The organism is Paenisporosarcina quisquiliarum, from assembly GCF_027563315.1.
Lineage (GTDB): Bacteria > Bacillota > Bacilli > Bacillales_A > Planococcaceae > Paenisporosarcina > Paenisporosarcina quisquiliarum.
In genome coordinates this window covers 47,270-70,810 of the sequence record NZ_JAMKBJ010000015.1, presented here as the reverse complement: position 1 = coordinate 70,810, position 23,541 = coordinate 47,270, and the positions used below count along the sequence as shown (strand labels likewise).

Below are 23,541 nucleotides of genomic sequence, written 5' to 3'. Positions count from 1 at the left end.
AAGGAGAGATTCGAGATGAAAAAAATACAATGGACAAGTTTACTGATACTCGTCTGTTTGACATTAGCAGGATGTGGGACTGATGAAGCAACACCTAAACAAGAAGAAAAGAAAGTTGAAACAATGGAGACTCCTAATAACACTGCCGCAGCTGAAACTATAGAGGGTTTAATGGAACCGACAGAGACAACCACTTGCGCGTATTGCCAAATGGACGTGTATGTAGAAGGGGATGAACTCGGCATGTTTTCAGCACAGGGACGTACAGCTGAAGGTGAAAATCTGTTTTTTGATGATGTGGGATGTATGTTGAATCAGGAACGGATGGACGAAATCGTACTTGAAAAGTATGTGCGCGATTACGATACCAATGAGTGGGTGCCACTGGAAGAAGCGGTTGTGGTGAAAGCGGAAATTAAGACGCCCATGAATTACGGATTTGCCTTCTTTAAAGACGAAGACGGGGCACAAGCCTTTATTAATCAAATGGGCAAGGAGAAAGCGAGTCTTTCATCCATTGCAGCTATTGATGAAGTCTCGGGACACCGCCACATGAAACGTATGGAAAAAATGCAAAGTGGCAAAGGAAATGGGCACGGAGAAGGAAGTCACATGGAAATGAACGAAGGGATGAATGATGAGCAGGGAAAGAGTGAAGAACATAGCCACTCACATAACTAACTGTCAGAACCAACCTTTGAATCAGGAGGTAAAGACATGAAGTATCTGATTAAAATCTTCGTTCTTCTTAGCCTAGGACTGTTCGGATTACTGTTGCCGAATGAAAGTTCTGCTATGCCGTCTCTTCAACAACAAATTGATGACGCCGATCCTGGCTCTACCATTGTGATCGACCCAGGGGTCTATTATGAAAATTTAACGATAACAAAACCATTAACCATTATTGGAAAAGGTCTTGTAGAACTGCATAGTCCTACAAGTGAAGCTGTCATTTCCGTTACAGAAACTGCGAATGTACAGCTTCAACAGCTAGTGTTGAAAGGAACTCCATCATCTGATAAATCGACTGGCATTGCTGTGAAAAACAGTAAAGACATCACCCTTCAAAATATGGAATTACACCAACTTCATGAAAGCCTTGTTTTCTTTCGTGTGGAAGACAGTGTAATTCAGGACGTGACTATTACAGGACCTAAAGGACATTTTTCTCGAAAATCAAATGGCATTACGCTTACGGATACGGTCGGGATCAAAGTGCAACAAGTTCACATTGAAAATGTGCTGGATGGCTTGTATATAGACGGCGACCGTAACAGTGTCGTGAGCAAAACAGACATTTCACAGTCCAGATATGGCATTCATTTAATGTATTCAAAAGGCACGACGATTCATCAAAATCATCTACACAACAACGTCACAGGCATCATGCATATGATGACCTCCAATTCTAAGTTAAATAAAAATGTGATTGAGAACCACAATGCCTATAACGGATTCGGAATGGTGCTGTTTGATGGTCAGTCAATCCAAGTTAAGGGAAATCAAATACGCTCAAATCAAAGTGGCCTGTCTTTTCAGCAAATTCATTCATCTACCGTTAAGAGCAATGTAGTAGGGAGCAATCAGAAAGCGTTGCAATTTCAACTGTATGGTGCAGACAACCAATTTGTCGACAATGAGATATTTGGCAATATTGTCAGTGCCACATCTGACAACCAAGGGGCCGCACTATCCGGGAATTACTGGGATGATTACAGTGGAATGGACTTTGACTCAGATGGCTATGGTGATACCCCTTATCAATCTTCGGATTCATATGCGAAGCTCATGGTTCGGCAAAATGAGTTTCAAGCGTTTTTCGAAGCACCGGCAGTCGCAACTTTAAATCAAATCGAAAAGCAACTAGCACTCAATACGAAACAATCTGTATTCGATGACATGCCAAAAATGCATCGAGAAAGATTGGCACAAACGACTCACATTCAATGGGGCATGTTGTTAATCGGAATCATTAGTCTTGTGGGAGGAATAGGAGCATGGAGAAAACTCGTCAAATAGTCAAAATGAAAAGTATAGGCTACTTTAGTGTATTGTTCCTGTTGGGATTGTTTGGATGCGGACCAAAAGATATTTCGCCGCATGCCATCCAGCCGGAAGTGGACACATGCGCTGTCTGTCATATGAGCATTGTGGACGAGGCATATGCTGCGCAAACTGTTTATACAAATGGTGATTACAAAGTGTTTGATGATCTTGGATGCTTGGTGCAATATGCCGTAGAAAAACAAACCGCGGACGTTGGAGCTAATTATGTTAAAGATGCTGAAACAGCTGAGTGGCTACAAGCGGATCAAGCCACTTTTGTCTATCACCCTGATTTTTGGACGCCGATGTCGTATGGCGTGCTCGCTTTTGCCACACCTCAGAAAGCCGAAGCCTACATTGACCGTGAAGGAAAAGGCAAGATTCTGAAACAATCGGATTTGCAACAACATGAATGGGGTGTTCATGACCATGAATGAGACACGGGCATTCTTCCAGTTTGAAATAAAAAAAATGATACGCAATCGCTCGGTACTTATTTTTGGTGCGTTGTTTAGTGTGTTGCTGACAGCCATTACCGTGGTGCAGTTTTATGCAATGCCTAGCAGTTCAGGGTTTACGAGGTATACTGCCTCCTTTTTGAACGTCACCTTGTTCTTATTGCCACTGTTCACGTTAGCAATCGGCGCATTATCCATTGCGAGCGATTTAGAGTCACGTTGGTTTGCGTTATTAAGCACCTATTCTTTGAAAAGCCGAAGCTATCGCTGGGCAAAATGGCTATCACTCGTTTTGTCCTTTGCTTTGATGTTAAGTATCGGATATGGCATCGTCCTGATTATCCACGCTTTTTATGCCACTTCAACACTGGACGTGAGCATGATCGGCTTTGCCTTTTTAGCCGTCGCCATTTTTTCAGCACTTTCAATTGTTGTCGGGAGTGTAGCCAAAAATCGTATCCAAGGTCTGACTATTGCACTTGGAGTCTGGGCTTTTTTCTTATTAATTGCGGATTATCTAGTAATGGCAATCGGCACCTTCGTTGCAGGCGTGGTCTTGCATCAATTTGTCTTGTTTGCAACCTTCACCAATCCAGTTCAGTGGGTGCGCATGGGGTTTATCTTATATAGTGGAAACTCATCCGTATTGGGACCAGCCTATTATGATTTTACAGTTTTCATGCTGACACCACTTGGCGTTGGCATCTACATCTTCTGTTCACTGTTATGGGTAATCCTGCCGCTGTGGGTTAGCGGGAAAATTTTAAGTCGAAGTGGGGACAAATAGATGATTCGAATCAATCAAATCTCTAAAACTTATAAGATGGGTAAAGTAGGTCTTCACCCGATGGACTTACTTATCGCACCAGGAGAAATCATCGCATTCATTGGCGGAAACGGGGCTGGAAAAAGCACGTTGATTCAACTGTTGACGAATATCCTTAAACCAACGACTGGCACAATAGATTGGGGCGAGCAACAATTCAGCTACATGCCGGATGATTTGGAATTTCCAACACATGTGACAGCGTGGGAATTGCTGAAATTACTTGGCGCAATTAAAGCGGTGGAAGATGAAAAAGTCCTTCTTGCTGCAACAACAGTGGGATTGCAAAATCACTTACATCAACGGATTGAAACGTTCTCAAAAGGAATGAAGCAACGATTGGCATTTGCACAGACACTGTTGGCAAATGAAGACGTCATGATTCTCGATGAACCAACGAATGGACTTGATCCATACTGGGTGAAGTGGATGCAAACCATACTGGATGCAAAACGTAAAGAAGGCAAGACCATCATATTTTCAACCCATGATATTTCATTTGTGGAGAGATTGGCAGACAAGATGTTGTTTTTCAATGAGGGAAGGGTGTTATTTCAATATCAAGCAAAGGAGTGGCGTGAAAATCCGAAGTCGTTGGAAGAAACGATTCTTGATCAATTAAATCGGGTACATAGCTCGAATAGCTAAGCGACTTGTTGTGGTGCAAGTATATAAACTACGGGTTGCTAAAGCTGATTTTTGCTTTCCTTGGACCATCTCCTGTACCATAAAAGGAAAGGAGGGACGCCGGATGATGAATGAAAAGCAACACGCCGTGATTATTTACACGGAAGTCGAACGAAAAATCGACTTGTATTACAAACTGCAGAAAATCGCCACGCATCATGAACTAATGATTACCCCAGAATCTGTGAAAACAGCCAGAGCAGAATTCACACTCAATCAAGTCCTGGACGTTTCCTACAAGCCTTTTTCCTCCGAAGCGGGTATTCTATATCTCCATACCAATCAAGGCGTCTTTCCATTCAACATTCACAGCAATCCACAAACCTTTATCGATACGTTTCGTTCGTTAAAATAGGGACTTCATAATTTGGTTAGGGGTCTCTTTTCAATTTTCTTTCATTTACTCTATCGTATACATCATACATAGGAAAACTTCTATTAGTGTCTCGCCTTTAGATAGGTGAGACGCTTTTTCTTTTTCCAAGTTTTTGCATAAAAACAGCCTTTTTAACAGAACATAAGTATAGATAAGGAGGTGGGAAATGAGTAATCTGTTTTCATTGTTTAAAAGAAAACGTCATATTCCAGAGAAAGAGGCACAACCTTCATATGTCGATTCGAAAATATCGATTAACTTGAAAGATAACATTCTTCAAATGAAGGACGTATTTGGTGACAGTATCGATGTTAAAACGATCCATTTCCTTGAAGCGCCTATTCCATTTGTGATTTGTTATATTGAAGGTTTAGTCAATAAACAGCAATTGGACTTATCCATGATTGAGCCAATAAAAAGGTGGCAAATTGAGAATAAAAAAAACGGCAAACCTGTTGAATTAATCCACCAAATAGAAGTTTCCGCCCAAATCAAATCAAGTCAACAAATGGATGACATCATCACGGCCATTTTAAGAGGGAAGGTCGGTATATTTGTTGACGGATTAGATGAAGCCTACACCGTTCCACTGGAAACTTGGCCATCCCGATCGGTGGAAGAACCAGTCGCTCAAACCATAGTAAGGGGTTCGAGGGAAGGCTTTATTGAAACGCTTCAAGTCAATACGTCATTGATTAGAAGAAGACTATTGGATCCGTCACTTCGCTTTAAGTCATTCCAAGTGGGCACTATTACAAAGACGCCAATCATGGTAGCTTATCTGGAAAGTCAAGTGGACCAGAAGGTACTTCAGGAAGTAATCTCTAGAGTCAGTAACATTAATACAAATAAAATCTTTGAAACTGGGATGCTTGAAGAATTAATACGAGAAAAGGGCTATACACCTTTCCCGACATTTCAAGCAACTGAAAGGCCAGATACTGCTGCTGCGGCTTTGGCTGAAGGCAAAGTGATGATTATGATGGAGGGTTCGCCTTTTGCGCTCATTACGCCCACTACCTTCATTTCATTTTTCCAGGCAGCTGAAGATTATTATCATCATTTTGATGTGTCTTCATTTACAAGAATTATCCGGCTTATCTCATTTTTTCTATCAATTTCCCTTTCGGCGATATTCATTGCCGTTACAACCTATCACCATGAATTAATTCCCACCAGTTTACTTGTAAGTCTTGCGGCACAAAGGGAAGGAGTTCCTTTTCCTGTATTTGTAGAAGCACTTCTAATGGAGACCATGTTTGAAATATTACGTGAAGCAGGTATACGCATGCCAAGACCAATTGGATCTGCCGTGTCGATTGTGGGAGCGATCGTCATTGGGGAATCAGCTGTCGCAGCGGGTCTGGTTTCTCCGGCAATTGTCATTGTGGTGTCTCTGTCAGCGATTTCGAATTTTGTTTCCCCGTATTATGAACTTAGTGGTGCGTCCAGATTATTGCGCTTTGTGAATATGATGATGGCAGCGTCAGCGGGAATGTTCGGCATCATTTTCTTCTTTCTTGGCTTGGTTATTCATCTTTGTTCTCGAACTTCAATGGGTAGACCTTTCTTAACCCCTATCATTTCTATTCATCCGGACAAGCTAAAGGACGGAATTTTCCGGTTGCCATTATGGTGGACACAAACCAAATTCCATAAGAAGTGGGTTCAGAAGTCATGAGAAATTCTATGAAGTTTATTTTGATTTTATTGTTTGTTAGTTTGATGCTGGCAGGTTGCAAGGGGAAGTCGGAACTAAATGAAATATTAATTGTTTCATCAATTGGCATCGACCAAGAAGAAGATGAGACAGTTATTCATTTACAAGTCGTTAATCCCAGCGGACAAAGCACTATGCAAGGTGGAGGATCAGGTGGAACGGTTTACACGTACACGGAACGCGGGAGAACTATATATGAAGCGGTGAAGAAAGTAAACAATATCCTTCCGCGAAAAGCCATGTTTTCACATATGACGTGTATGGTTGTAGGGGAAGAATATGCAAGAGAATCAGGTATTGCCATGATTTTTGACTTTGTCGAGCGGAATAATCAAATAAGAGATAATGTTTTAATGTTGGTGGCTAAGAACTCAAGTGCCAAAGAAATATTATCCTTATACACACCGATTTTCAAAAACCCTGCGGAATCTTTAAATAACCGTGTAGAAATAGCATCCGCCACAACGGGAATATCAGAAGGAATGACAGAAAGAGAAATCATTAACTGGATGTATGGAGATTTTAGAGACCCGGTCATCCTAGGAGTTGAGCTGTTAGATCTAGCTGAGACTGGTAATGAAATGTCCAGTCTGGAGAATATTAATGCAAATAATAAGACGTATAAAATAACAGGACTAGCTCTTTTTAATAAAGATCTTCTGACGGGTTGGTATGATGAAAATCAAACAATCGGTTGGGCGATGGTTAATGACAGGGTTAAAGACCCATTTATCATCACAGAGGAATGTGAAAATGAAGATGGGTTCATTGGTTTTTCGGTGAAACATATTAAAAGTAATGTAGAACCAATCATTAAAGATTCCGAAATCACGTTCCAAGTAAACATTTCGGGTACGGCTGTTTTGCAAGAACTCACATGCAAAATGGATGTCAGTAATCCAAAAAAGTTAATTGATATGGAAGAGCAAATAGAAGCTTCCATAAAAGAAGATATTGAAAGAGCAGTAGAACAAGCAAAAAAACAAAAAGTTGACGTCTTTGGATTCGGAAAAATGGTGTACGAAAAAGAACCTAAAAAGTGGAAGGAAACGTATGAAAAAGAGTGGGGAAGAGAATTTGCAAATATTAAGGTTGATCCAGTCATCTTCATTCGAATGGAATCTGTAGGAACAAGGGTGAACTCAATCCATGAAAAAGATTAGCAGACGATACCAATATACGTTAATAATTCTTTGGTTGTTGACCATTGGATACACAAGCGTTTTTTTAATGAAGAAGCAAACACTGCCGTTTGCCAAATGGATTGGAGCCGTTTATGAACCCATATTTCAATTTTTCTTTGGCGGTCTCTCATGAATCATTCCATTAGCCGATGGCAGCTTGTTCTTCTAGTCATTAGTTTTATTTACGGCAGCTCTCTATTAATGGCCCCTGGCTTAACGGCAGCTGCTTCTTATCGGGATGCTTGGATTTCAATGTTATTAGCTGTAGTAATGGGCGTATTGCTAAACGTCGTTTGGATGATGTTATTAAAGAGATATAACTATTTATCCATCTTCTCTATTGTGGAAAATGTCACCGGAAAATGGATAGGCATGTTTATTAACTTCCTGATTATATTCTTTGGTATTCATTTAGCTGCTTACATCGTACGCAATTTTAGTAACTTCATGGTTATCAATGTCATTCCTGATTCCAATGAGTGGACTTATCAAATCATGATCATTTTGCTGGCAATTTACTCCTGTTATTATGGCTTGAACAATATAGCGAGTGTGAATGAATTTTTACTGCCGTGGATGTTGTTGCTCTTTGCCCTTTCAGTCGCATTAATCGTCAATAAGTTTGACTTGAATCAATTAAAACCGGTTTTGAATGAAAGTTTCCTCTCAATCACACAGGGTGCCTACAATACACTGGGATTTCCGTTTATTGAAATCATACTGTTAGGCGCAGTGTTTACATTCGTCACACAAAAAGAAAAGATAATGAAAAGTTATTTAATGGCTGTAGTGTTTGCAGGGTTTATCCTGGTCTTTACTGTTTTTCTGACAGTAGGTACAGAAGGTCCCTACATGGTTACTCGGATTTCGTATTCAACCTATGCGATGATGAAGGACATCACCATCATCGAACTATTTGAACGAGTGGAAGTGGTTATTGCCGTTGTCTGGATTTTTGGGATATTAATAAAAATTTGCCTATGTCTCTTTGCAGCTTTGAAAGGATTGCAGCATATTTCAAAGCACAATAATTACCATCCGTTTTTATTACCAGTAGGCATCATTACGTGGGTGATGAGCAATGAAATTCATCGAAATACAAGGGATTTCACTGACTTTGTTGCGAAGTATTGGACACTTTGGTGGTTTACACTCTACGTAATCCTGGTGTTGATCATGATTATTGGCATTGCTTTGAAAAAAGATAAACAAACATAAAAAAGAGGATAGCCACTGTGGGCTATCCTCTTTCTGATGATAAAAGAATATTGATTAACTCAACTTTCGCAGCATGAAAAGACACTTTTATCGTAGTGAAACCTAAAGGAGAATTGTTTTAGAATCTTGGTTGTAATATATGAGGTTCACGTAGGAATAATTGGCGTTGACGTAGGAAAAATTGAGCTCCACGTAGGAAAAATCGGCGTTCACGTTGTAATAGCATTTTTTTGCATATCTAAAAGAGGATAGCAGCGTGCTATCCTCTTTCTTTTCGTATTCATCACTTTTCAATAAACGTCAGTTCATTCGTATATGCATTCATATGTTTTTGCGTGTTTTCATAGTGCAGTTGATGGCCGGGTAAGTAGGAATCCGTCAATAAGTGCATAGGGATGACTTCAAAGTCGCGCTTGTTTTTGTAGTAACCATAAGTCGGGACGAAACTAGGATGATCTAAAAGGATAACCGTTTCCTCTGAATTCACGACTTTCGTGATTTCCACGCCACCAATGCCACCTGTCATTCTCTCCAAGCCTTCCTGGCTGGATAAGAAGTTTCCTAAGCTATACATGACGAATGTTCGCGTTCCGTCCGGTCGTTCAATCCAATCCACCGGTTGAAGAACATGTGGGTGATGGCCAATGATGATATCCACGCCCATTTGCGATAGTTCATTGGCTAACTTAATTTGTGTGTCGTTTGGCGTTTTTTCATATTCATTTCCCCAGTGCATGGACACAACCACTACATCCGAGACAGCTTTGGCCGCTTTCACGTCTTGTTCGATTAAAGGAAGGTCAATCAAATTAATCAAATAAGGTTTACCTTCAGGGACGGGCAAGCCGTTTGTTCCATAACTATAGGATAGAAAAGAAAACGTGATGTCATTCTTCGTAACCGTGCGTATCGTATTCCGGTCTTCTGGCGATTTAAAAGCACCTGTATACGGCATCCCAATGTGATCCCAATACTCAATGGCATTCAGAATGGCTTTTTCGCCTTTATCCAGCGTGTGATTGTTGGCAATGGTTACGATATCGATTCCAGCATACTTCAAGGCATCTCCAATTTCATAAGGACTGTTGAATAGGGGGTAACTGGAAAGCCCCAGCTCCGTACCGCCAATCATCGTTTCTTGATTGGCGACGGCAATATCGGCGCTTTCAATCATCGGTTTTACTTTCTCGAACATGTTCGTAAAATCATAGGTACCATCATCCGTTTTGGCATCTGAGTACACAGGTTGATGAAGCAGGATATCGCCAATGGCTACAAGTTTAGCTTTAGTTACCACTGGCTTTTCAATTTTGTAAGCTTTGACTGTACTTGGCTTTAAAGGTTCTTTACCCTTTTCAATTTCCATTGCATTGGCAACCGGAACATTGTCGATCGGTAGCTCAGGAGCAGAAAACTGAGAACAGCCAACCATTGACAGACATAAGGCAATTAATAAAAAGTACTTTTTCATATAGTTCCTCCAAAATATACATTTGCTACGATATAAAAAGAGTGCTAACAACTTATATCTCAAATTAGTATCTAGTGTTGACAAAAGATACGACGATAATACGTATGTAGCAGTGAAGATTGATATGCTGGAAGAATGAAAAGCTTAATTATAGTATCTTTCCAATTGGATATTCGAGAAATGGATGAAAAATCCTTCCAAAATGGGAGGCTATTATTGACAAAATTCTGACATTCGCATATTCTGAATGAGTAAAAAGAAAGATCCGAAAGAGGAGTTTGTTTATGAGTGTGGGAGTTCTTAACTAAACCGTCATTTTAATACGGTCTTGAAAGCAACGGAAAACCAAGAAATGCTTGGTTTATTCAGTATGCGCTTTTCAAGAATTGTTAAGAACAAGCATCATAGCAAAGAAGAATGGGGTATCCCAGCTATGGCATGTATTTGTCATCGCTTTTTTTGTGTCCAAAAACGGTCTTTCGTTTGAACTTTGTCAAACAAAGCCGATTATGTGCACAAATCCGGGCTCCATTATAAGGTACATCTTCTAAGCCGTCATGAGTGTTTTCATGTCGGCTTTTTTATATGGAAAATAGGGAGGAAGATTAAAAATGAATCAACAAACCATTGATGTATTAGGATACCAGGAAATTTTACAGGAAGTCGGTAGCTTTGCGATTACGGAGCGGGCAAAGAACTCAATTGAAGGAATGCGACCAACGACCAATAAGAAAAGCATCGAACATGCATTAAATGAAGTGCATGAAGCACTGCAAATCATGAAAATCAGTGCCAGTGTGCCGATTCATACATTGAACGACATGGAGCAATACATCGAACAGGCAAAGAAAGGATTATACATTCGGGCCGATCAATTTACCCGCGTACTTTCTTTCCTCGATCACTGCAATAAACTGAAGCGCTTTATGAAGGATAAACAGTATGCTGCACCGACCATCCATTTGTATGCTGAATCAATCGGCGACTTGAACGAACTGGAAGCGGAACTCACGCGTTGTTTGAAACACGGGCAAGTGGACGATTATGCCACAAAAGAACTTTCGACCGTGCGAAAGCAGTTGTCAATACAACTGGCTAAAGTGAAGGATCGAGCACAAACGATGGTGAAGTCAAAAACGTTTGCACCTTATTTACAGGAAGCGACGGTTTCAGAAAGAAATGGTCGGTATGTGTTTGCTGTAAAAAGAGAATATCGATCGAAAGTAAAAGGAACAGTGATTGATTCATCTGCATCAGGGGCTACAGTATTCATGGAGCCAAAAGAGTTGGAAGAGATGCAGGAATCGATTGAGTATTTGAGAATTGCAGAAGAGCACGAAGTGGAGAAGATCTTGTATGAACTGACCGAGAAGTTCCTGGAACAGGAACTGGCCATCAGCATTGCGATGGACACGATGCATCATTATGACGTCATTTTTGCAAAAGCGAAGTACAGTGTCTCCATTGATGGGGAACGGCCGATGTTGAATGAAGACTATATTATTCATTTAAAAGGGGCGAGGCACCCTATGCTAAAAGGCAATGCCGTTCCTTTGTCCATTCAGTTCGGGGAGAACGACCGGGCACTGGTCATTACGGGTCCCAATACAGGGGGGAAAACAGTTACGCTCAAAACCATTGGCCTGCTGACCATGATGGCACAGACGGGCTTGTATATTCCAGCAGAAAAGGGAAGCAGTCTTCACCTATTTGATCGAATTTATGTGGACATAGGAGATGGCCAAAGCATTGAAGCAAATTTAAGTACCTTCAGTTCGCGTCTGTTGAACATCATCGATATCTTGAAGAAAACCGATAATCAGTCACTTGTTCTGCTTGATGAGCTTGGCTCAGGAACCGATCCGAGTGAAGGGATGGCGTTGGCTATTGTCATCTTAGAACAACTATTTGAAAAAGGAGGGACGTTGTTTGCGACAACCCATTACAGTGAAATGAAAGATTTTGCCGACCGGAAAGAAGGCTTTGTGAATGGCTCGATGGAATTTGATCTCGAGACACTGCGTCCTACCTATCGATTGTTACTTGGGCAAAGCGGAAAAAGCCAGGCATTTGATATTGCATTGAAGCTCGGACTGCACCCGCAGTTGATTCGAAAAGCACAAGACATATCGAATAAAGGAGAGCAGTCAACTATTCACACTTCAAGTGAAGTTGATTTGAAGGACCTCCACTATGTGCAGCAAATCACGACAAATAAATATGCGAGAAAAACCAAACAGCATAAGGAAGTCATTGAAGAAAAAGTGGCACAGTTTGATCGAGGGGACAATGTGACAATCACGGCCACGAATGAGACGGGCATTGTGTATAAAGGACCCGACAGCAATGGCAACTACATTGTGCAAGTGAAAGGTGAAAAGAAAGCCTTCAACCATAAACGATTGCAACTGCACATTAAAGGCAGTGAACTATATCCAGAGAACTATGATTACGATATTATTTTCAAATCAAAAACGTATCGTAAAGTAAAGAAACAGCTCAATCGTAAACATGTAAAAGGCTTGAGTTTAGAAGACGAAGAGTAATCCAAATGCCACAAGAAGCAATTCTGCTTTTTGTGGTTTATTTATGAGAAAAATGACTTATTTGCACAATATGTTGTGTCGAAAAATATTATACATACCATATATTGATTTCGTGAAATCCCCGTTATATAATTAAAATGTAAAGTAAATGGTGTACCTAAAAGGGAAAAACCCTTCTGCAAACATGCTTATCGGAACCGAAGCCCCTGTGTTTAAAACGCTTTTCTGACTGACTGCTACAACTATGTGCTCTCAAAATCATATGGGTATGGAGGAAGGGAAATATGAAGACGCAACCATTGGGTAAAACGAACGTGACACTAAAGCAGATTAACTGTAAAAAAAGAGAAATGTATAAGAAAGCAAAACACTTAGGCATGAGCCATCCAAGCGTCGTTGTATGCAGCCAGGAATTGGATGAGTTACTTAATCACTATCAAGGGATTTACCAATTCAATTTTGTCGTTTAGCTATCCTTTAGTGGTTTCAGATTTAAACGTATATAAGGCAGAAGAAAGGCTCCGTGCCGTTTCTTCTGCCTTTGTTTTTACCTACAGTATTACACCGGTCAGAAAAATGTGAAAATACAATTATTTATTTTGAAATACCTAGAATTTCCACTCATATCCTATATAATAAAAAGTAAATAAAGAGAAAAGAAGGGGATTTCATGTATCCAACGAAATACAGAAGACGCAATACGGTAGCATTTACCGTCCTGGCGTATTTTACATTCTTTGCAGGAGTCGTCATGTTCGCAATCGGTCTATATAACGCAGACAACTTACAATTAAACGAAAAAGGGTATTATATCGCCGTCATGATTTTGGTGGCAGTCGGTGCAATCTTGACTCAAAAAGTGACGCGTGATAACGCGGAAGACAACGATATCCTGGCGGAACAGGAAAGACAATTTAACAACACAAGAATTCCTAGTGGATCTAAGGAATCTTAATAAAACTTGAAGAAATCGCACTCCTTTTGGGGTGCTTTTTGTTTAGACAGTGAAGTCGGCTTAATTAGGAGGTAAACTTATGTTTATTGTTAATGTTGAGGGTGCAATTTATCATAATGAAAAGTGGTTGTTAATCAGACGAAGCGAGAAAGAAGAACATGCTGGTGGAGAGCTGGCTCTAGTTGGCGGACAGGTTGATAAAGAAGGAGTATCATCAGACATTTTGGAAAGAACACTTATAAGAGAAATTGAGGAAGAAGTAGGCATTGAGGTTACCAATCTTCGGTATGTGAATAGTTCTTCCTTTGTAACGGATTCAGGCGAGCATGTGGTCGACATTGTGTTTCTGTGCGATCACCACTCGGGTGAAGCGTTTCCTAAGAGCGCGGACGAAGTTGATGAAGTTTTGTGGATGACAACCGAAGAAATCATAAATCATCATGATTTGCCTGGTTATTTAAAGGACAATATCAAACTGGCGGATCGATTAGCACAACATCATGCAATAGTCAGTTTTTAACGTCATGAGGAAAGACCAGAGGGGAAAAGAATGAAGAACAATCCAAGGAAAAAAGAAGATGGTTTTTTTAGACACATGTTTAGGGAGATTCGAGATTCAATCCTAGTTGAGATTATTTTAAACATCTTTACTTTTATCCCGAGACTGATTATTCGTGTAGTAAGCAATTTGTTTTAATTGCTGTATACGCCATATTAGGATCTAGCTAACATCAGTAAACTTGAAAGAACCGCTAAATAATTAACGCAAGGTAATGTAAGAATTCACATCAAAAAATGTGGGGGAATATGCAGATGTTTGAAAAGTTTAATTTTGACTTAATTCATCGCGAACGTAATGATGCAACTCCTTTAGTGGTGATGATGTGTGGTGTGGCTGGTTCTGGGAAAACCACTTTTTCACAACGATTACAAAAGGAAGGTTTTGTACGTCTTTCTATTGATGAAGAAATATGGGCTACTAATGGTCGTTGGGGGATTGATTTCCCAATGGATAAATTTGAAGAATACAGGAAAGAGGCAGAAAGAAAATTACGCATCCGTTTAATAAAGTTAATTCACGATAAACAACAGGTAGTAATTGACTTCAGTTTTTGGGATCGTGTAAGAAGGAACCAATATAAAAAACTTATAGAGGATTCTGGCGGTAAATGGAAACTTATCTATTTAAAAGTTCGTCCAAGTGATTTACGTGAACGACTTAAGTTACGTAACAAAAATTTTGATGCAAATTCTTTTCCTATTTCAGAAGAACTTTTAACTTCTTACCTAAATGGTTTTGAAGTTCCAATTGGTGAAGGAGAGATTGTAATTAGTAATTAGACCAATCAAATAGATCCCATTAAGACTTACTTCAAGTAGGTAAATACTGTATTCTAGTTCAACAGGTGTGCTTTACTTCGATGTGGGGTAAGCATTTTTTTGTTTAACTAACATTGCAGATTAGTTGAAGAATAAGGAAATTAAAGAAGACTATAGGTTTAATAATTATGAAATATTAGTTTCACTAATCCAAACAGGGATTAGTGTTTTTTTGATTGAGAGATACAATGCATTGACACGATTAAGAATCAGAGTTATATTAACCTTACGAACGTTCGGAAGGGGTAAGCGTATGACTGCGGAACAAATAAAGGAAATCGCTCTTAAATACTTTGCTCAAAATGGCTATGAAGGGACTTCATTAGCCAATATTGCGAATGATGTAGGGATTAAAAAACAATCGATATACACTCATTTCAAAAGTAAAGACGAGCTATTTCTCTTACTATGTAATGAGACATATGAGAACGAATTAGAATTTGTTTTAGATTTTATTGAAAAGAAACAGGATAGCCATATAAAGGAATTCCTATATGATTTTCTCATTGAATCAAAAGTTCGATATGAGAAACACGATTCCGCCAGGTTTTGGCTTCGCACGGCCTTCTACCCTCCTAGCCATTTGAATAGCCAGGTGATGCAGAAGGTTTATGAGTATCTGGATAAGTTAGAAGATTATTTGCTACCTATTATTGATGAAGCTATAAAAAAAGGGGAAATTAGTTCAGCTATCGAAAAGGAGAGAGTAACTGCGGCCTTTTTAGGTGTATTAGATGGTATATTCGTTGAAATGTTATATGGGGGTCCCATACGTTTGGAGAAAAGATTAGATGCTTCTTGGTATCTTTTTTGGCTTGGATTGTCCATAAAATAGATAATTAGGAGGAATTATGAATAGAAATTGGTTACTTGTCGTTTTCGCTGGTATTATTGAAATCTTTTGGGCTATGGGGTTGAAGCATTCAGATGACTTGCTTACTTGGAGTGGAACCCTTCTTCTTATCATCTTATCTTTCATAGTTCTGATGGCTGCTACAAAAAAGGTGCCTGTAGCTACCGCCTATGCTGTATTTACTGGAATTGGAACAGCAGGTACGGTATTGGTTGAGATCATTTTTTTCGGAGAACCATTTAGTTGGATTAAAATAGGATTTATACTTTTGCTCCTGGTGGGAGTGATTTGCCTTAAGCTGGTCACAACAGAATCGGATCAGAAAGAAGGTGCTGCATAAATGGCGTGGATATATCTTATTTTGGCCGGAGCGTTTGAAGTAGTTGGTGTGAATGGTATGAACTTAGTTAATAAAAAAAAGAGTATTGTATCCTTCCTAACATTAATAATTGGTTTTGCTGCAAGTTTTATTTTATTGGCTTTAGCCATGAAAAGCCTCCCAATGGGTCTTGCCTATGCTGTATGGACTGGAATTGGAACAATAGGGGGGACACTCGTAGGAATGTTGTTTTATGGGGACCCTAAAGATTGGAAACGCATTGCATTTATCGGAATTATTATTGCGGCAGTAGTCGGATTAAAATTAACAACATAATAGTGATAGATTAACGGAGGAATTGAAATGGAAGTATGGTTTACCGAAAAGCAAACAGAATCCTTTGGTATTAGGCAAGGGTAAAAACAGTGCTTCACACTGAACAAACAGAATTCCAGAAATTGGACATGATTCAAACTGAGCAATTTGGCAATATGTTATTGAACAAGGAACAAGGAAAACAATAGTTTTAGATCAAGAAAAGCTATCCCTTTGAGAATGGCTTTTTCTTATTACCCACAAGAGTTAGTTCGTAAAAGTGTACCTTTATGAACTGGTATTTCATTAAGATCTAGATGAGATTTTTATTCGTATCGAATGCCTTCTGATAACCTTTCGACGATTGGCCAATCATTGATAATCAGTTGGGACCTTGTTTTTTGGAGAATACCATTTTCATGCCACTTTTTTATAACTCGATTTAAATGACGAGGAGTAATGCCTATTAGCGAAGCGATTTCTTCTATATTATTGGTTGCGAGTTGTTTCGCAAACTTATTATCTATTTTTATAGTACATAAATAACTTGCGAGTCTTGTTTCTGCAGAAGCCAACAAATTGACGCGGGAAGCAGTTGTGCACGTCTGCAGTTTATAAGCCAATTCTTTTAATAGTAGTTGTAAAAAGTCAGGTTCAAGAGATAGGGAATACTTATACTGATCGATTGGGATAAAAAGAAATGTGCATCCCTCCTCGGCGTGTACTTCAGATTGAACTGGCACGTTTTGAAAACACTCGATATCTCCCAAAATGGAAAAGGGAGAACAGAAACGGAGTAAGAGTGATTTTCCTGTAATTTCATTGGTAGCTATACGGCATTTTCCATCTACAAGTAAGTAAAGTCCATCGATTTCAGCGCCCTCGTGTAAGATTTGATCGCCAGCTCCAAATGTTTTTAATTGAATGAACTCTATATAGGGTATAAGCACATGAAGTTGATATTCTTTGATGTATGTTTGGATTTCTATAAGTTTCATCAGTATTTCACCTTTCGGACAGATGTCCTTTTTAGTATAGCAAAGATTAGATAAGATATTAGTGAGGTGACTTATCATGAATTTTGTATTCGATCTTGATGGAACCATTTGTTTTAAAGGACAACCCTTAACGCAAGAAATTTGTGCTGCTTTAGATGAATCCCAGGCAATGGGACATGAAATTATCTTTGCATCTGCAAGACCGATACGTGACTTACTGCCAGTGTTACCGGAAAAATATCATCATTTTAGAATGGTCGGGGGAAACGGCGCTTTTCGAACTGTTGGTGGCTCTATTGAAGTGAATAGTTTTGATACAGGTACTTGCCAACAACTATTTAACATTATTGATACGTACCAAATTTCTTATTTGATTGATAGCAGCTGGGATTATAGCTATACCGGAGAGCTGACCCATCCGATTTATAAAAATATCGACCCCTTGAAGAATGCTAAAAATATTCCGATTGATTTACTGGAAAATATAGTGAAAGTGGTTCTTTTTACGAGCAACCCAGAGATACAAAGAAGTCTTGAAGCCCTCTCTTTAACCTTACACCTTCATCAAAACGAAGGAATACTTGATTTAAGTCCTCAAGGAATTGACAAGTGGGCAGGGCTGCAGCAAATAGGAGTTAAAGAGAAAGAATTTATTGCATTTGGTAATGACTCAAATGACATCTGCATGTTTAAAGCTGCAAAAGAAAGCATCTGTATAGGAAATCACCCCATCGCCCAAGAAGCCGCAAGTTTACAAGTCGCATCGGATGATGTAGCAAAAATGATATTGCACATGAGTGAGAAATATCTTGCTCAAGAGATTGAAGTTATATAGTCCGCATTAATACAAAATTTAAGAATCACCAGTTTACTTATTGTCCATTATCGGAAAAAGGAAGACCAAGTTGCTTAATTTTCAGCACTTGGTCTTCCTTTTTTTAGTGTAATTCACGAATGATTTATGAGAGTTATACTAAATTACTGATACGGGTTACAACTATAGAGTAGCGGTATCAACCGTTTTAATTGCAATCATCTTAAATCGTCATTTTAGGCGTTCTTCCATAGCGGACATACACGGCGTAAAACAACGCGGCACTTAACAGTCTAAGCCCCGAGTTCAAATACATGGCATTTTCGACTCCCCATATATTCAACAGCCAGATCCCGACTTGTGGCGCAAGAAATGCCATGAATGCTAGCAGTACGTTGTATGTGGTGATGCAGTACGTGCGAGTCGCTTCAGGTGATTGTTCAAGTAACAGATTGAACAAAAGTAAAACGACTCCAGACAAGAAGAAGCCAGATATGGTTTGGACCGCAGTTAAATAATACAAATTTGTTGATAACACCGTTAAAAAGGGAGTAGTCGCCATCCCGATAGCGGCCCATACGAAGACACGGACATTCGATTTGCGCTCCGCCCATTTCTTCCATAGCGGGAACGTCAATATCTGCATCAACATATTACCCGCGGAAAACATACTGATCCAAAAAATCGTTGCCCCAACTACACGCACATGATAAATATTGAAAATTCCCCATGCCATTTGCCAAGCAAAGTTGAAAAACAATGCTGCGACTAAAAACCATACATAATTGGAATGCTTGAAAATGGACCAATCCATCAATTTCTTTTTCAATACCGGACCTTCCGCAATAGAAGGATTTTCTTTATGCTTCATCATTAAAAAAGCTTCAACCAAGCCAAAGCCGAAAGCAATGGCAAATAAGACTTGATAGGCTGTGGTGTTCTCCGAAAAGTCCTTCATCACGATGCCAATAAGCAAAGTGGATATAAGACCAACCATCGTCAGTAAACGATTACGGTCACTAAAGAACTCGCCACGCCGCGACTCGTTAATCATGCCGCTGATCAATGTCTGCCAACCGATATTCGCCACCGTATTCGGTATGCTCATAAAGGCGATAATGCCGAGGAATGCCCATGCTTGCATAGACTCGGTAGGTAAGTAAACAAGCACGACAATTAATAAGAACATAACGCGTGCCAGGACGATTGACAGCGACACTAGTTTTTTATATTCGTGCGCTCGGTTCACCAAAATGGCTGCGGGAATGGTCATCAATAAAGCCACCAATGGAGGCAAGGAACTGATCAACCCGACTTGGTAATTGGTCGCATTCAGAATGGTAATCGCAAATATTGGAAAGAAGTTATTGGAAAAATTCATGGCAACGGTCGAAGCCATACCGTTATAAATACTAATTTTCTCGTTATAGGGTCTCATATGAATCTCCGTCATAATATAAAGAATAGGTGGATATGTTTTGAATTATAAACGTGTCCTAGGGGAATACAAGTGCTTCGAGACCCAAAATTTTTGGGACACTGTAAATTTCATACCACACTGGATACCGACAACCATTTCCTGCCGTTTCTCAGCAATTTGAAATCAAAGTGTTTACTTTTAAAAAAATACATGATATTATTATCTCGAATTAAAGATAAATTAATTCAAGATAATTCAAATGGAATTGCCATTAATATTAAAGTAAACATCATTAAGCTGAGTTGCTTTCTAATTGAAGTTTAAATTTTTTTAACCATATATCTCGAATTCGAGATAATTATATAATCACCTAAAAGGAGCGGATTTTTAATGAACGAAATAAAAGGAATCCATCATGTAACCGCGATTACCAGTAGCGCTGAAAAGAACTATGAATTCTTTACGTATTTCTTAGGCATGCGATTGGTAAAGAAAACAGTGAATCAGGATGACATACAGACGTACCATTTATTCTTTGCAGATGACAAAGGCTCTGCCGGTACGGATATGACGTTTTTTGATTTTCCAGGCATCCAGAAAGGGTCACATGGAACGAACGAAATTTATAAAACAGCATTCCGTGTCCCGACTGATGAAGCATTAGACTACTGGATTAAGCGTTTCGATAAATACGAAGTGAAACACAAAGGCATCCAAGAAGTGTTCGGCAAGAAAACCATTTCGTTCGTTGACTTTGATGATCAGCAATACATGTTGATTTCAGACGAGCACAACGAAGGAGTAGCATCAGGAACACCTTGGCAAAATGGTCCGGTGCCATTGGAATATGCAATCACAGGCTTGGGTCCGATTCACATTCGCGTTGCGGAATTTGATCAGTTGAAAGAAGTATTGGAAAAAGCGATGCTGATGCGCGAAATCGCAAAAGAAGGTTCCTTCCATCTCTTCGAAGTGGGAGAAGGCGGTAACGGGGCTCAAGTAATTGTGGAACATAACATCTTGCTCCCTCGTGGACACCAAGGGTTCGGTACTATCCATCATGCGGCATTCCGTGTGGCCGATACCAACGTCTTGCAGGAATGGATCGACCGCATGGAACAATTCGGATTCAACACATCCGGCTATGTCGATCGTTTCTTCTTTGAATCACTTTACGCTCGCGTGGCACAAGGAATTCTTTTTGAATGGGCAACAGACGGCCCAGGCTTTATGGGGGATGAACCATACGAAACGGTAGGAGAAAAACTATCCTTGCCTCCATTCTTGGAATCAAAACGCGTACAGATTGAACAAATGGTCCGTCCGATCGACACCGTTCGCAGTACATTAACCATCGATAAAGAGTATTTGTAGGGAGATGAAAGAACAAAATGAGAATTTTCAATAGACTATTTGGAACAAAAAAAGAGGAGGAAACAACAATGACAAAATTAAACATCGGAATTATTCTAGGTTCAACACGCGAAGGACGCTTAAGCCCACAAGTAGGAAACTGGGTAAAAGAATTGGCAGACAAGCGCGGAGACGCGAACTATACAATCATCGACATCGCGGATTATAAGTTGCCGTTACTTGGTGAAACCGGTGCAGACGCTTCTGGTGCAGCTGCGTGGTCTGAAGCAGTCGCAGCACAGGACGGATTCGTATTCATCGTACAAGAATACAACCACTCGATTACAGGGGCACTTAAGAACGCATTGGATTACTTGCGCGTAGAATGGAACAACAAAGCAGCTGGCATCGTTTCATACGGTTCAGTCGGAGGCGCTCGTGCGGCAGAACATTTACGTGGAATCTTAGGAGAATTATTGGTAGCAGATGTACGCGTACATCCTGCATTGTCTTTATTCACGGACTTTGAAAACGGAGCGGAACTGAAAGCGGCTCCAGTCCAAGCGGATTCCGTCAACCAAATGCTTGATCAAGTTATCCCTTGGGCAACTGCATTAAAAACGATTCGTCAATAAACTTAGTTTAAAACAAAACACAAAACGTGCATGAACTCATGCACGTTTTGTGTTTTTATTCTGGCTTCATATGTGGTAATCAATGATAGCGAAGTGTTCGCTTTGGGCATGTAAACGGATTAATCTGAACAACTGAATCTTCACCGCATGCCGTTAAGATTTTTTCTCCTTCGCACGCTCTTTTTGACCGGCTTCATACCGTGCACGCATGCGCCAACTTTGGATGAATGAGATCGAATAATACATGCCGACATAAAGAATAACAAACAGCAGAACATCCAACACAAATTTGAAAAGGGCTGCCCAAACAAATTGACCGTCACTGAACAAATTGTATTGGAAAAACTCTAATTGCAAATACGTGAATTGACTAATGAGCCACGCGGAAATGAATGCAGCAACAGCTTTCCCAAATGTCATTTTAAACACCATCCTTTATAATCGTCTCATTTTATTTCCTTCCGATATTTCAATGTGTACTTGATGCGCGGTTCCACCAGATAAACCTTTTAATTTGGATAATTCCACTTCGGTTTTTATAAACACTAACTTTGATTCATGGCCTTGAAGTGTAACGGGATAGGGGCCATTTTCATTGATTAAAGGAATCACATTGAATCGTTCTTCAAACAACACTTGGTTAGCAAATGAAACGTCAAAAGTAACTGCTTTTTCACTTAAGTTCTCAAATGGTAACTGACACTGGACTTTCATCCTCGTCTCATCCAATTTCTCAAATTCACATTGGCTGGAGTCCGATTCATAATGTATAGCGTAAATACCAGAGGCTACTGTATTTTGGTAGATGTTAATGAAGAAAAAGGGCAAGATTGCGTATAAGGCAATGGCCAGAATAACAAGTCGAGCACGATATCTTTCGAGTGAACTCGCAAGTAAGTAGACACCTAAAATAAATAAAACGAGTAGTAGGAGGCCGCCATACTTGTAACCATCCCGATCCATGATCGGAATATTCATCGCAGACGCATTCCCTGCAACAAAAGGCTCTGCATGGGGGAAAGGAAAGTTTAGAATCATCACCAACACCATCAAGCCAATCCCCATAATCAACTTTTTACTGTTTCGGACAATTTTTTGTTGATTCTTCATCATGGAGTTCCTTCTTCTAACGATTCTTCAATATTCGCTTTCTTCGGTAACCCTTTCTTTAATTGCACTATTACCCATCCGATTAAAACAGAACTGATGACGAGGACAATGGCGTTCGGTAACGCTTTCTCATATAATTCAGAGCTATTCAGTATGCCCCATTTCGGCCAAGTCGGTGCAACGTACGTCCAAATGACGGCAATCGAATTATTGATGATATGCAACAAAATCGGAATTAATAAATTGCGTGTCTTTATATATAGAAGAGAAGCGATGACACCAAAAATAAATGCGCCAAATATATCGGCGTGCAAAATCCCGAACAGAATGCTAGAAATGATGATGCCACCCCACATCGACGTTTTCTTCATCATGCGGTGCAATAAAACACCACGGAAGATAAATTCCTCTGCAATGGGACCAATAATGGCGATACTGATCAGCATAATGCCTAAATAAACCGGGTTTTCCGCCATCGGAACGGGGTCTAACAAGAAATCTACAAAGCCCGGAAACAATGGGTACAAAGCAAATAATTGTAGCCAAAATACACTTATTGAAAAAGCGATGGAAATCACAACAATGCCAAGTAAACGAGGCAACCACTCAACAGCCCCTTCTTTAAATACCACTTCACGAACAGACCGACCTTGATTTCGGAAATGGTACCAGAAGAACAAAACCGGTGTTACGACATACAAAACAAGTGTAATTCCAGCTTCAATAAATTCATCGCCATTTGGCATGAAAAGGGAGATTACCCCAAAAAGAATCCCAAATACTATGCTCAACAGAAGGAACAAACCGATAAAATAACGCGTCTTCATCTCTTCAAACATTCACTCAACCCCTATCTT

The 23,541-nt window shown here is 39.8% G+C and carries 26 protein-coding genes and 1 pseudogene; 21 read left to right on the top strand and 6 right to left on the bottom strand.

The window, feature by feature from the left end:
• Window positions 1-15 precede the first annotated feature (15 nt).
• The 9 genes from M9R32_RS14250 (at window position 16) to M9R32_RS14210 (ending at window position 8,515) form a co-directional block, all read left to right on the top strand.
• The gene (locus tag M9R32_RS14250) at window positions 16-681 is read left to right on the top strand and encodes a nitrous oxide reductase accessory protein NosL (RefSeq protein WP_269927416.1); all 666 of its coding nucleotides are present in this window, start codon (window positions 16-18) and stop codon (window positions 679-681) included.
• Window positions 682-717: 36 nt separating this feature from the next.
• Window positions 718-2,019, top strand: coding sequence for a right-handed parallel beta-helix repeat-containing protein (locus M9R32_RS14245; protein ID WP_269927415.1), 1,302 nt, complete (start codon window positions 718-720; stop codon window positions 2,017-2,019).
• Window positions 1,998-2,483 carry a nitrous oxide reductase accessory protein NosL gene (locus M9R32_RS14240; protein WP_269927414.1) on the top strand — a complete coding sequence of 162 codons (486 nt, stop codon included), beginning with the start codon at window positions 1,998-2,000 and terminating at the stop codon, window positions 2,481-2,483. The genes M9R32_RS14245 and M9R32_RS14240 overlap by 22 nt, the downstream gene beginning before the upstream one ends.
• Window positions 2,476-3,291: an ABC transporter permease gene (locus tag M9R32_RS14235; protein WP_269927413.1), complete on the top strand. Its 816-nt coding sequence runs from the start codon at window positions 2,476-2,478 to the stop codon at window positions 3,289-3,291. The genes M9R32_RS14240 and M9R32_RS14235 overlap by 8 nt, the downstream gene beginning before the upstream one ends.
• Window positions 3,292-3,978 carry an ABC transporter ATP-binding protein gene (locus tag M9R32_RS14230; protein WP_269927412.1) on the top strand — a complete coding sequence of 229 codons (687 nt, stop codon included), beginning with the start codon at window positions 3,292-3,294 and terminating at the stop codon, window positions 3,976-3,978.
• 103 nt (window positions 3,979-4,081) lie between these two features.
• Complete coding sequence (locus tag M9R32_RS14225) at window positions 4,082-4,372, top strand: hypothetical protein (protein ID WP_269927411.1); 291 nt, start codon at window positions 4,082-4,084, stop codon at window positions 4,370-4,372.
• A 187-nt stretch (window positions 4,373-4,559) separates the two neighbouring features.
• A complete protein-coding gene (locus M9R32_RS14220) occupies window positions 4,560-6,074 on the top strand; it encodes a spore germination protein (protein ID WP_269927410.1) in 1,515 nt (504 codons plus the stop codon).
• Complete coding sequence (locus tag M9R32_RS14215) at window positions 6,071-7,276, top strand: Ger(x)C family spore germination protein (RefSeq protein ID WP_269927409.1); 1,206 nt, start codon at window positions 6,071-6,073, stop codon at window positions 7,274-7,276. Before M9R32_RS14220 ends, M9R32_RS14215 begins: the two co-directional genes overlap by 4 nt.
• Window positions 7,277-7,426: 150 nt before the next feature.
• Window positions 7,427-8,515: a GerAB/ArcD/ProY family transporter gene (locus M9R32_RS14210; protein ID WP_269927408.1), complete on the top strand. Its 1,089-nt coding sequence runs from the start codon at window positions 7,427-7,429 to the stop codon at window positions 8,513-8,515.
• 283 nt (window positions 8,516-8,798) lie between these two features.
• Here the strand turns inward: M9R32_RS14210 and M9R32_RS14205 are convergent, their stop codons facing one another.
• Window positions 8,799-9,986 (bottom strand): CapA family protein, encoded by a 1,188-nt coding sequence (locus M9R32_RS14205; RefSeq protein WP_269927407.1) that lies wholly within the window; start codon window positions 9,984-9,986, stop codon window positions 8,799-8,801.
• Between the two features lie 611 nt (window positions 9,987-10,597).
• Here M9R32_RS14205 and M9R32_RS14200 point away from each other — a divergent pair.
• From M9R32_RS14200 to M9R32_RS14160, 9 genes and pseudogenes are all read left to right on the top strand, one after another.
• On the top strand, window positions 10,598-12,532 hold the full coding sequence (locus M9R32_RS14200; protein ID WP_269927406.1) for an endonuclease MutS2: 1,935 nt from the start codon (window positions 10,598-10,600) through the stop codon (window positions 12,530-12,532).
• 284 nt (window positions 12,533-12,816) lie between these two features.
• Window positions 12,817-13,002, top strand: coding sequence for an aspartyl-phosphate phosphatase Spo0E family protein (locus M9R32_RS14195; RefSeq protein ID WP_269927405.1), 186 nt, complete (start codon window positions 12,817-12,819; stop codon window positions 13,000-13,002).
• A gap of 200 nt (window positions 13,003-13,202) precedes the next feature.
• On the top strand, window positions 13,203-13,487 hold the full coding sequence (locus M9R32_RS14190; RefSeq protein WP_016428722.1) for a YiaA/YiaB family inner membrane protein: 285 nt from the start codon (window positions 13,203-13,205) through the stop codon (window positions 13,485-13,487).
• A gap of 79 nt (window positions 13,488-13,566) precedes the next feature.
• Window positions 13,567-14,007 carry an NUDIX domain-containing protein gene (locus M9R32_RS14185; RefSeq protein ID WP_269927404.1) on the top strand — a complete coding sequence of 147 codons (441 nt, stop codon included), beginning with the start codon at window positions 13,567-13,569 and terminating at the stop codon, window positions 14,005-14,007.
• A 293-nt stretch (window positions 14,008-14,300) separates the two neighbouring features.
• A complete protein-coding gene (locus tag M9R32_RS14180; protein WP_269927403.1) occupies window positions 14,301-14,828 on the top strand; it encodes a P-loop nucleotide/nucleoside kinase family protein in 528 nt (175 codons plus the stop codon).
• 292 nt (window positions 14,829-15,120) lie between these two features.
• Entirely contained in the window at window positions 15,121-15,702 is a 582-nt protein-coding gene (locus M9R32_RS14175) for a TetR/AcrR family transcriptional regulator (protein ID WP_269927402.1), read from the top strand.
• Between the two features lie 16 nt (window positions 15,703-15,718).
• Window positions 15,719-16,060: a DMT family transporter gene (locus tag M9R32_RS14170; RefSeq protein WP_269927401.1), complete on the top strand. Its 342-nt coding sequence runs from the start codon at window positions 15,719-15,721 to the stop codon at window positions 16,058-16,060.
• Window positions 16,061-16,375 carry a DMT family transporter gene (locus tag M9R32_RS14165; RefSeq protein ID WP_269927400.1) on the top strand — a complete coding sequence of 105 codons (315 nt, stop codon included), beginning with the start codon at window positions 16,061-16,063 and terminating at the stop codon, window positions 16,373-16,375. It abuts the gene before it with no gap.
• Window positions 16,376-16,402: 27 nt separating this feature from the next.
• A pseudogene (locus M9R32_RS14160) lies at window positions 16,403-16,539 on the top strand (spermidine synthase); the annotation flags it as partial.
• Window positions 16,540-16,680: 141 nt separating this feature from the next.
• Here M9R32_RS14160 and M9R32_RS14155 read toward each other — a convergent pair.
• Window positions 16,681-17,352: a Crp/Fnr family transcriptional regulator gene (locus M9R32_RS14155; RefSeq protein ID WP_269927399.1), complete on the bottom strand. Its 672-nt coding sequence runs from the start codon at window positions 17,350-17,352 to the stop codon at window positions 16,681-16,683.
• Window positions 17,353-17,428: 76 nt separating this feature from the next.
• Between M9R32_RS14155 and M9R32_RS14150 the strand changes: the two genes are divergently transcribed.
• On the top strand, window positions 17,429-18,187 hold the full coding sequence (locus M9R32_RS14150; protein WP_269927398.1) for an HAD-IIB family hydrolase: 759 nt from the start codon (window positions 17,429-17,431) through the stop codon (window positions 18,185-18,187).
• 202 nt (window positions 18,188-18,389) lie between these two features.
• Here the strand turns inward: M9R32_RS14150 and M9R32_RS14145 are convergent, their stop codons facing one another.
• Entirely contained in the window at window positions 18,390-19,604 is a 1,215-nt protein-coding gene (locus M9R32_RS14145) for an MFS transporter (protein WP_269927397.1), read from the bottom strand.
• A 372-nt stretch (window positions 19,605-19,976) separates the two neighbouring features.
• Between M9R32_RS14145 and M9R32_RS14140 the strand changes: the two genes are divergently transcribed.
• Both M9R32_RS14140 and M9R32_RS14135 read left to right on the top strand, forming a co-directional pair.
• On the top strand, window positions 19,977-20,960 hold the full coding sequence (locus M9R32_RS14140) for a ring-cleaving dioxygenase (protein ID WP_269927396.1): 984 nt from the start codon (window positions 19,977-19,979) through the stop codon (window positions 20,958-20,960).
• A 17-nt stretch (window positions 20,961-20,977) separates the two neighbouring features.
• Entirely contained in the window at window positions 20,978-21,574 is a 597-nt protein-coding gene (locus M9R32_RS14135; RefSeq protein ID WP_269927395.1) for an NADPH-dependent FMN reductase, read from the top strand.
• Between the two features lie 153 nt (window positions 21,575-21,727).
• Here the strand turns inward: M9R32_RS14135 and M9R32_RS14130 are convergent, their stop codons facing one another.
• Genes M9R32_RS14130 through M9R32_RS14120 form a run of 3 tightly spaced genes read right to left on the bottom strand, consistent with a single transcriptional unit; the run spans window position 21,728 to window position 23,523 of the window.
• The gene (locus M9R32_RS14130) at window positions 21,728-21,994 is read right to left on the bottom strand and encodes a hypothetical protein (RefSeq protein WP_269927394.1); all 267 of its coding nucleotides are present in this window, start codon (window positions 21,992-21,994) and stop codon (window positions 21,728-21,730) included.
• A gap of 15 nt (window positions 21,995-22,009) precedes the next feature.
• Window positions 22,010-22,684, bottom strand: a complete 675-nt coding sequence (locus M9R32_RS14125) for a hypothetical protein (RefSeq protein WP_269927393.1) — start codon at window positions 22,682-22,684, stop codon at window positions 22,010-22,012.
• Entirely contained in the window at window positions 22,684-23,523 is an 840-nt protein-coding gene (locus M9R32_RS14120) for a CPBP family intramembrane glutamic endopeptidase (protein ID WP_269927392.1), read from the bottom strand. The genes M9R32_RS14125 and M9R32_RS14120 overlap by 1 nt, the downstream gene beginning before the upstream one ends.
• Window positions 23,524-23,541 lie beyond the last annotated feature (18 nt).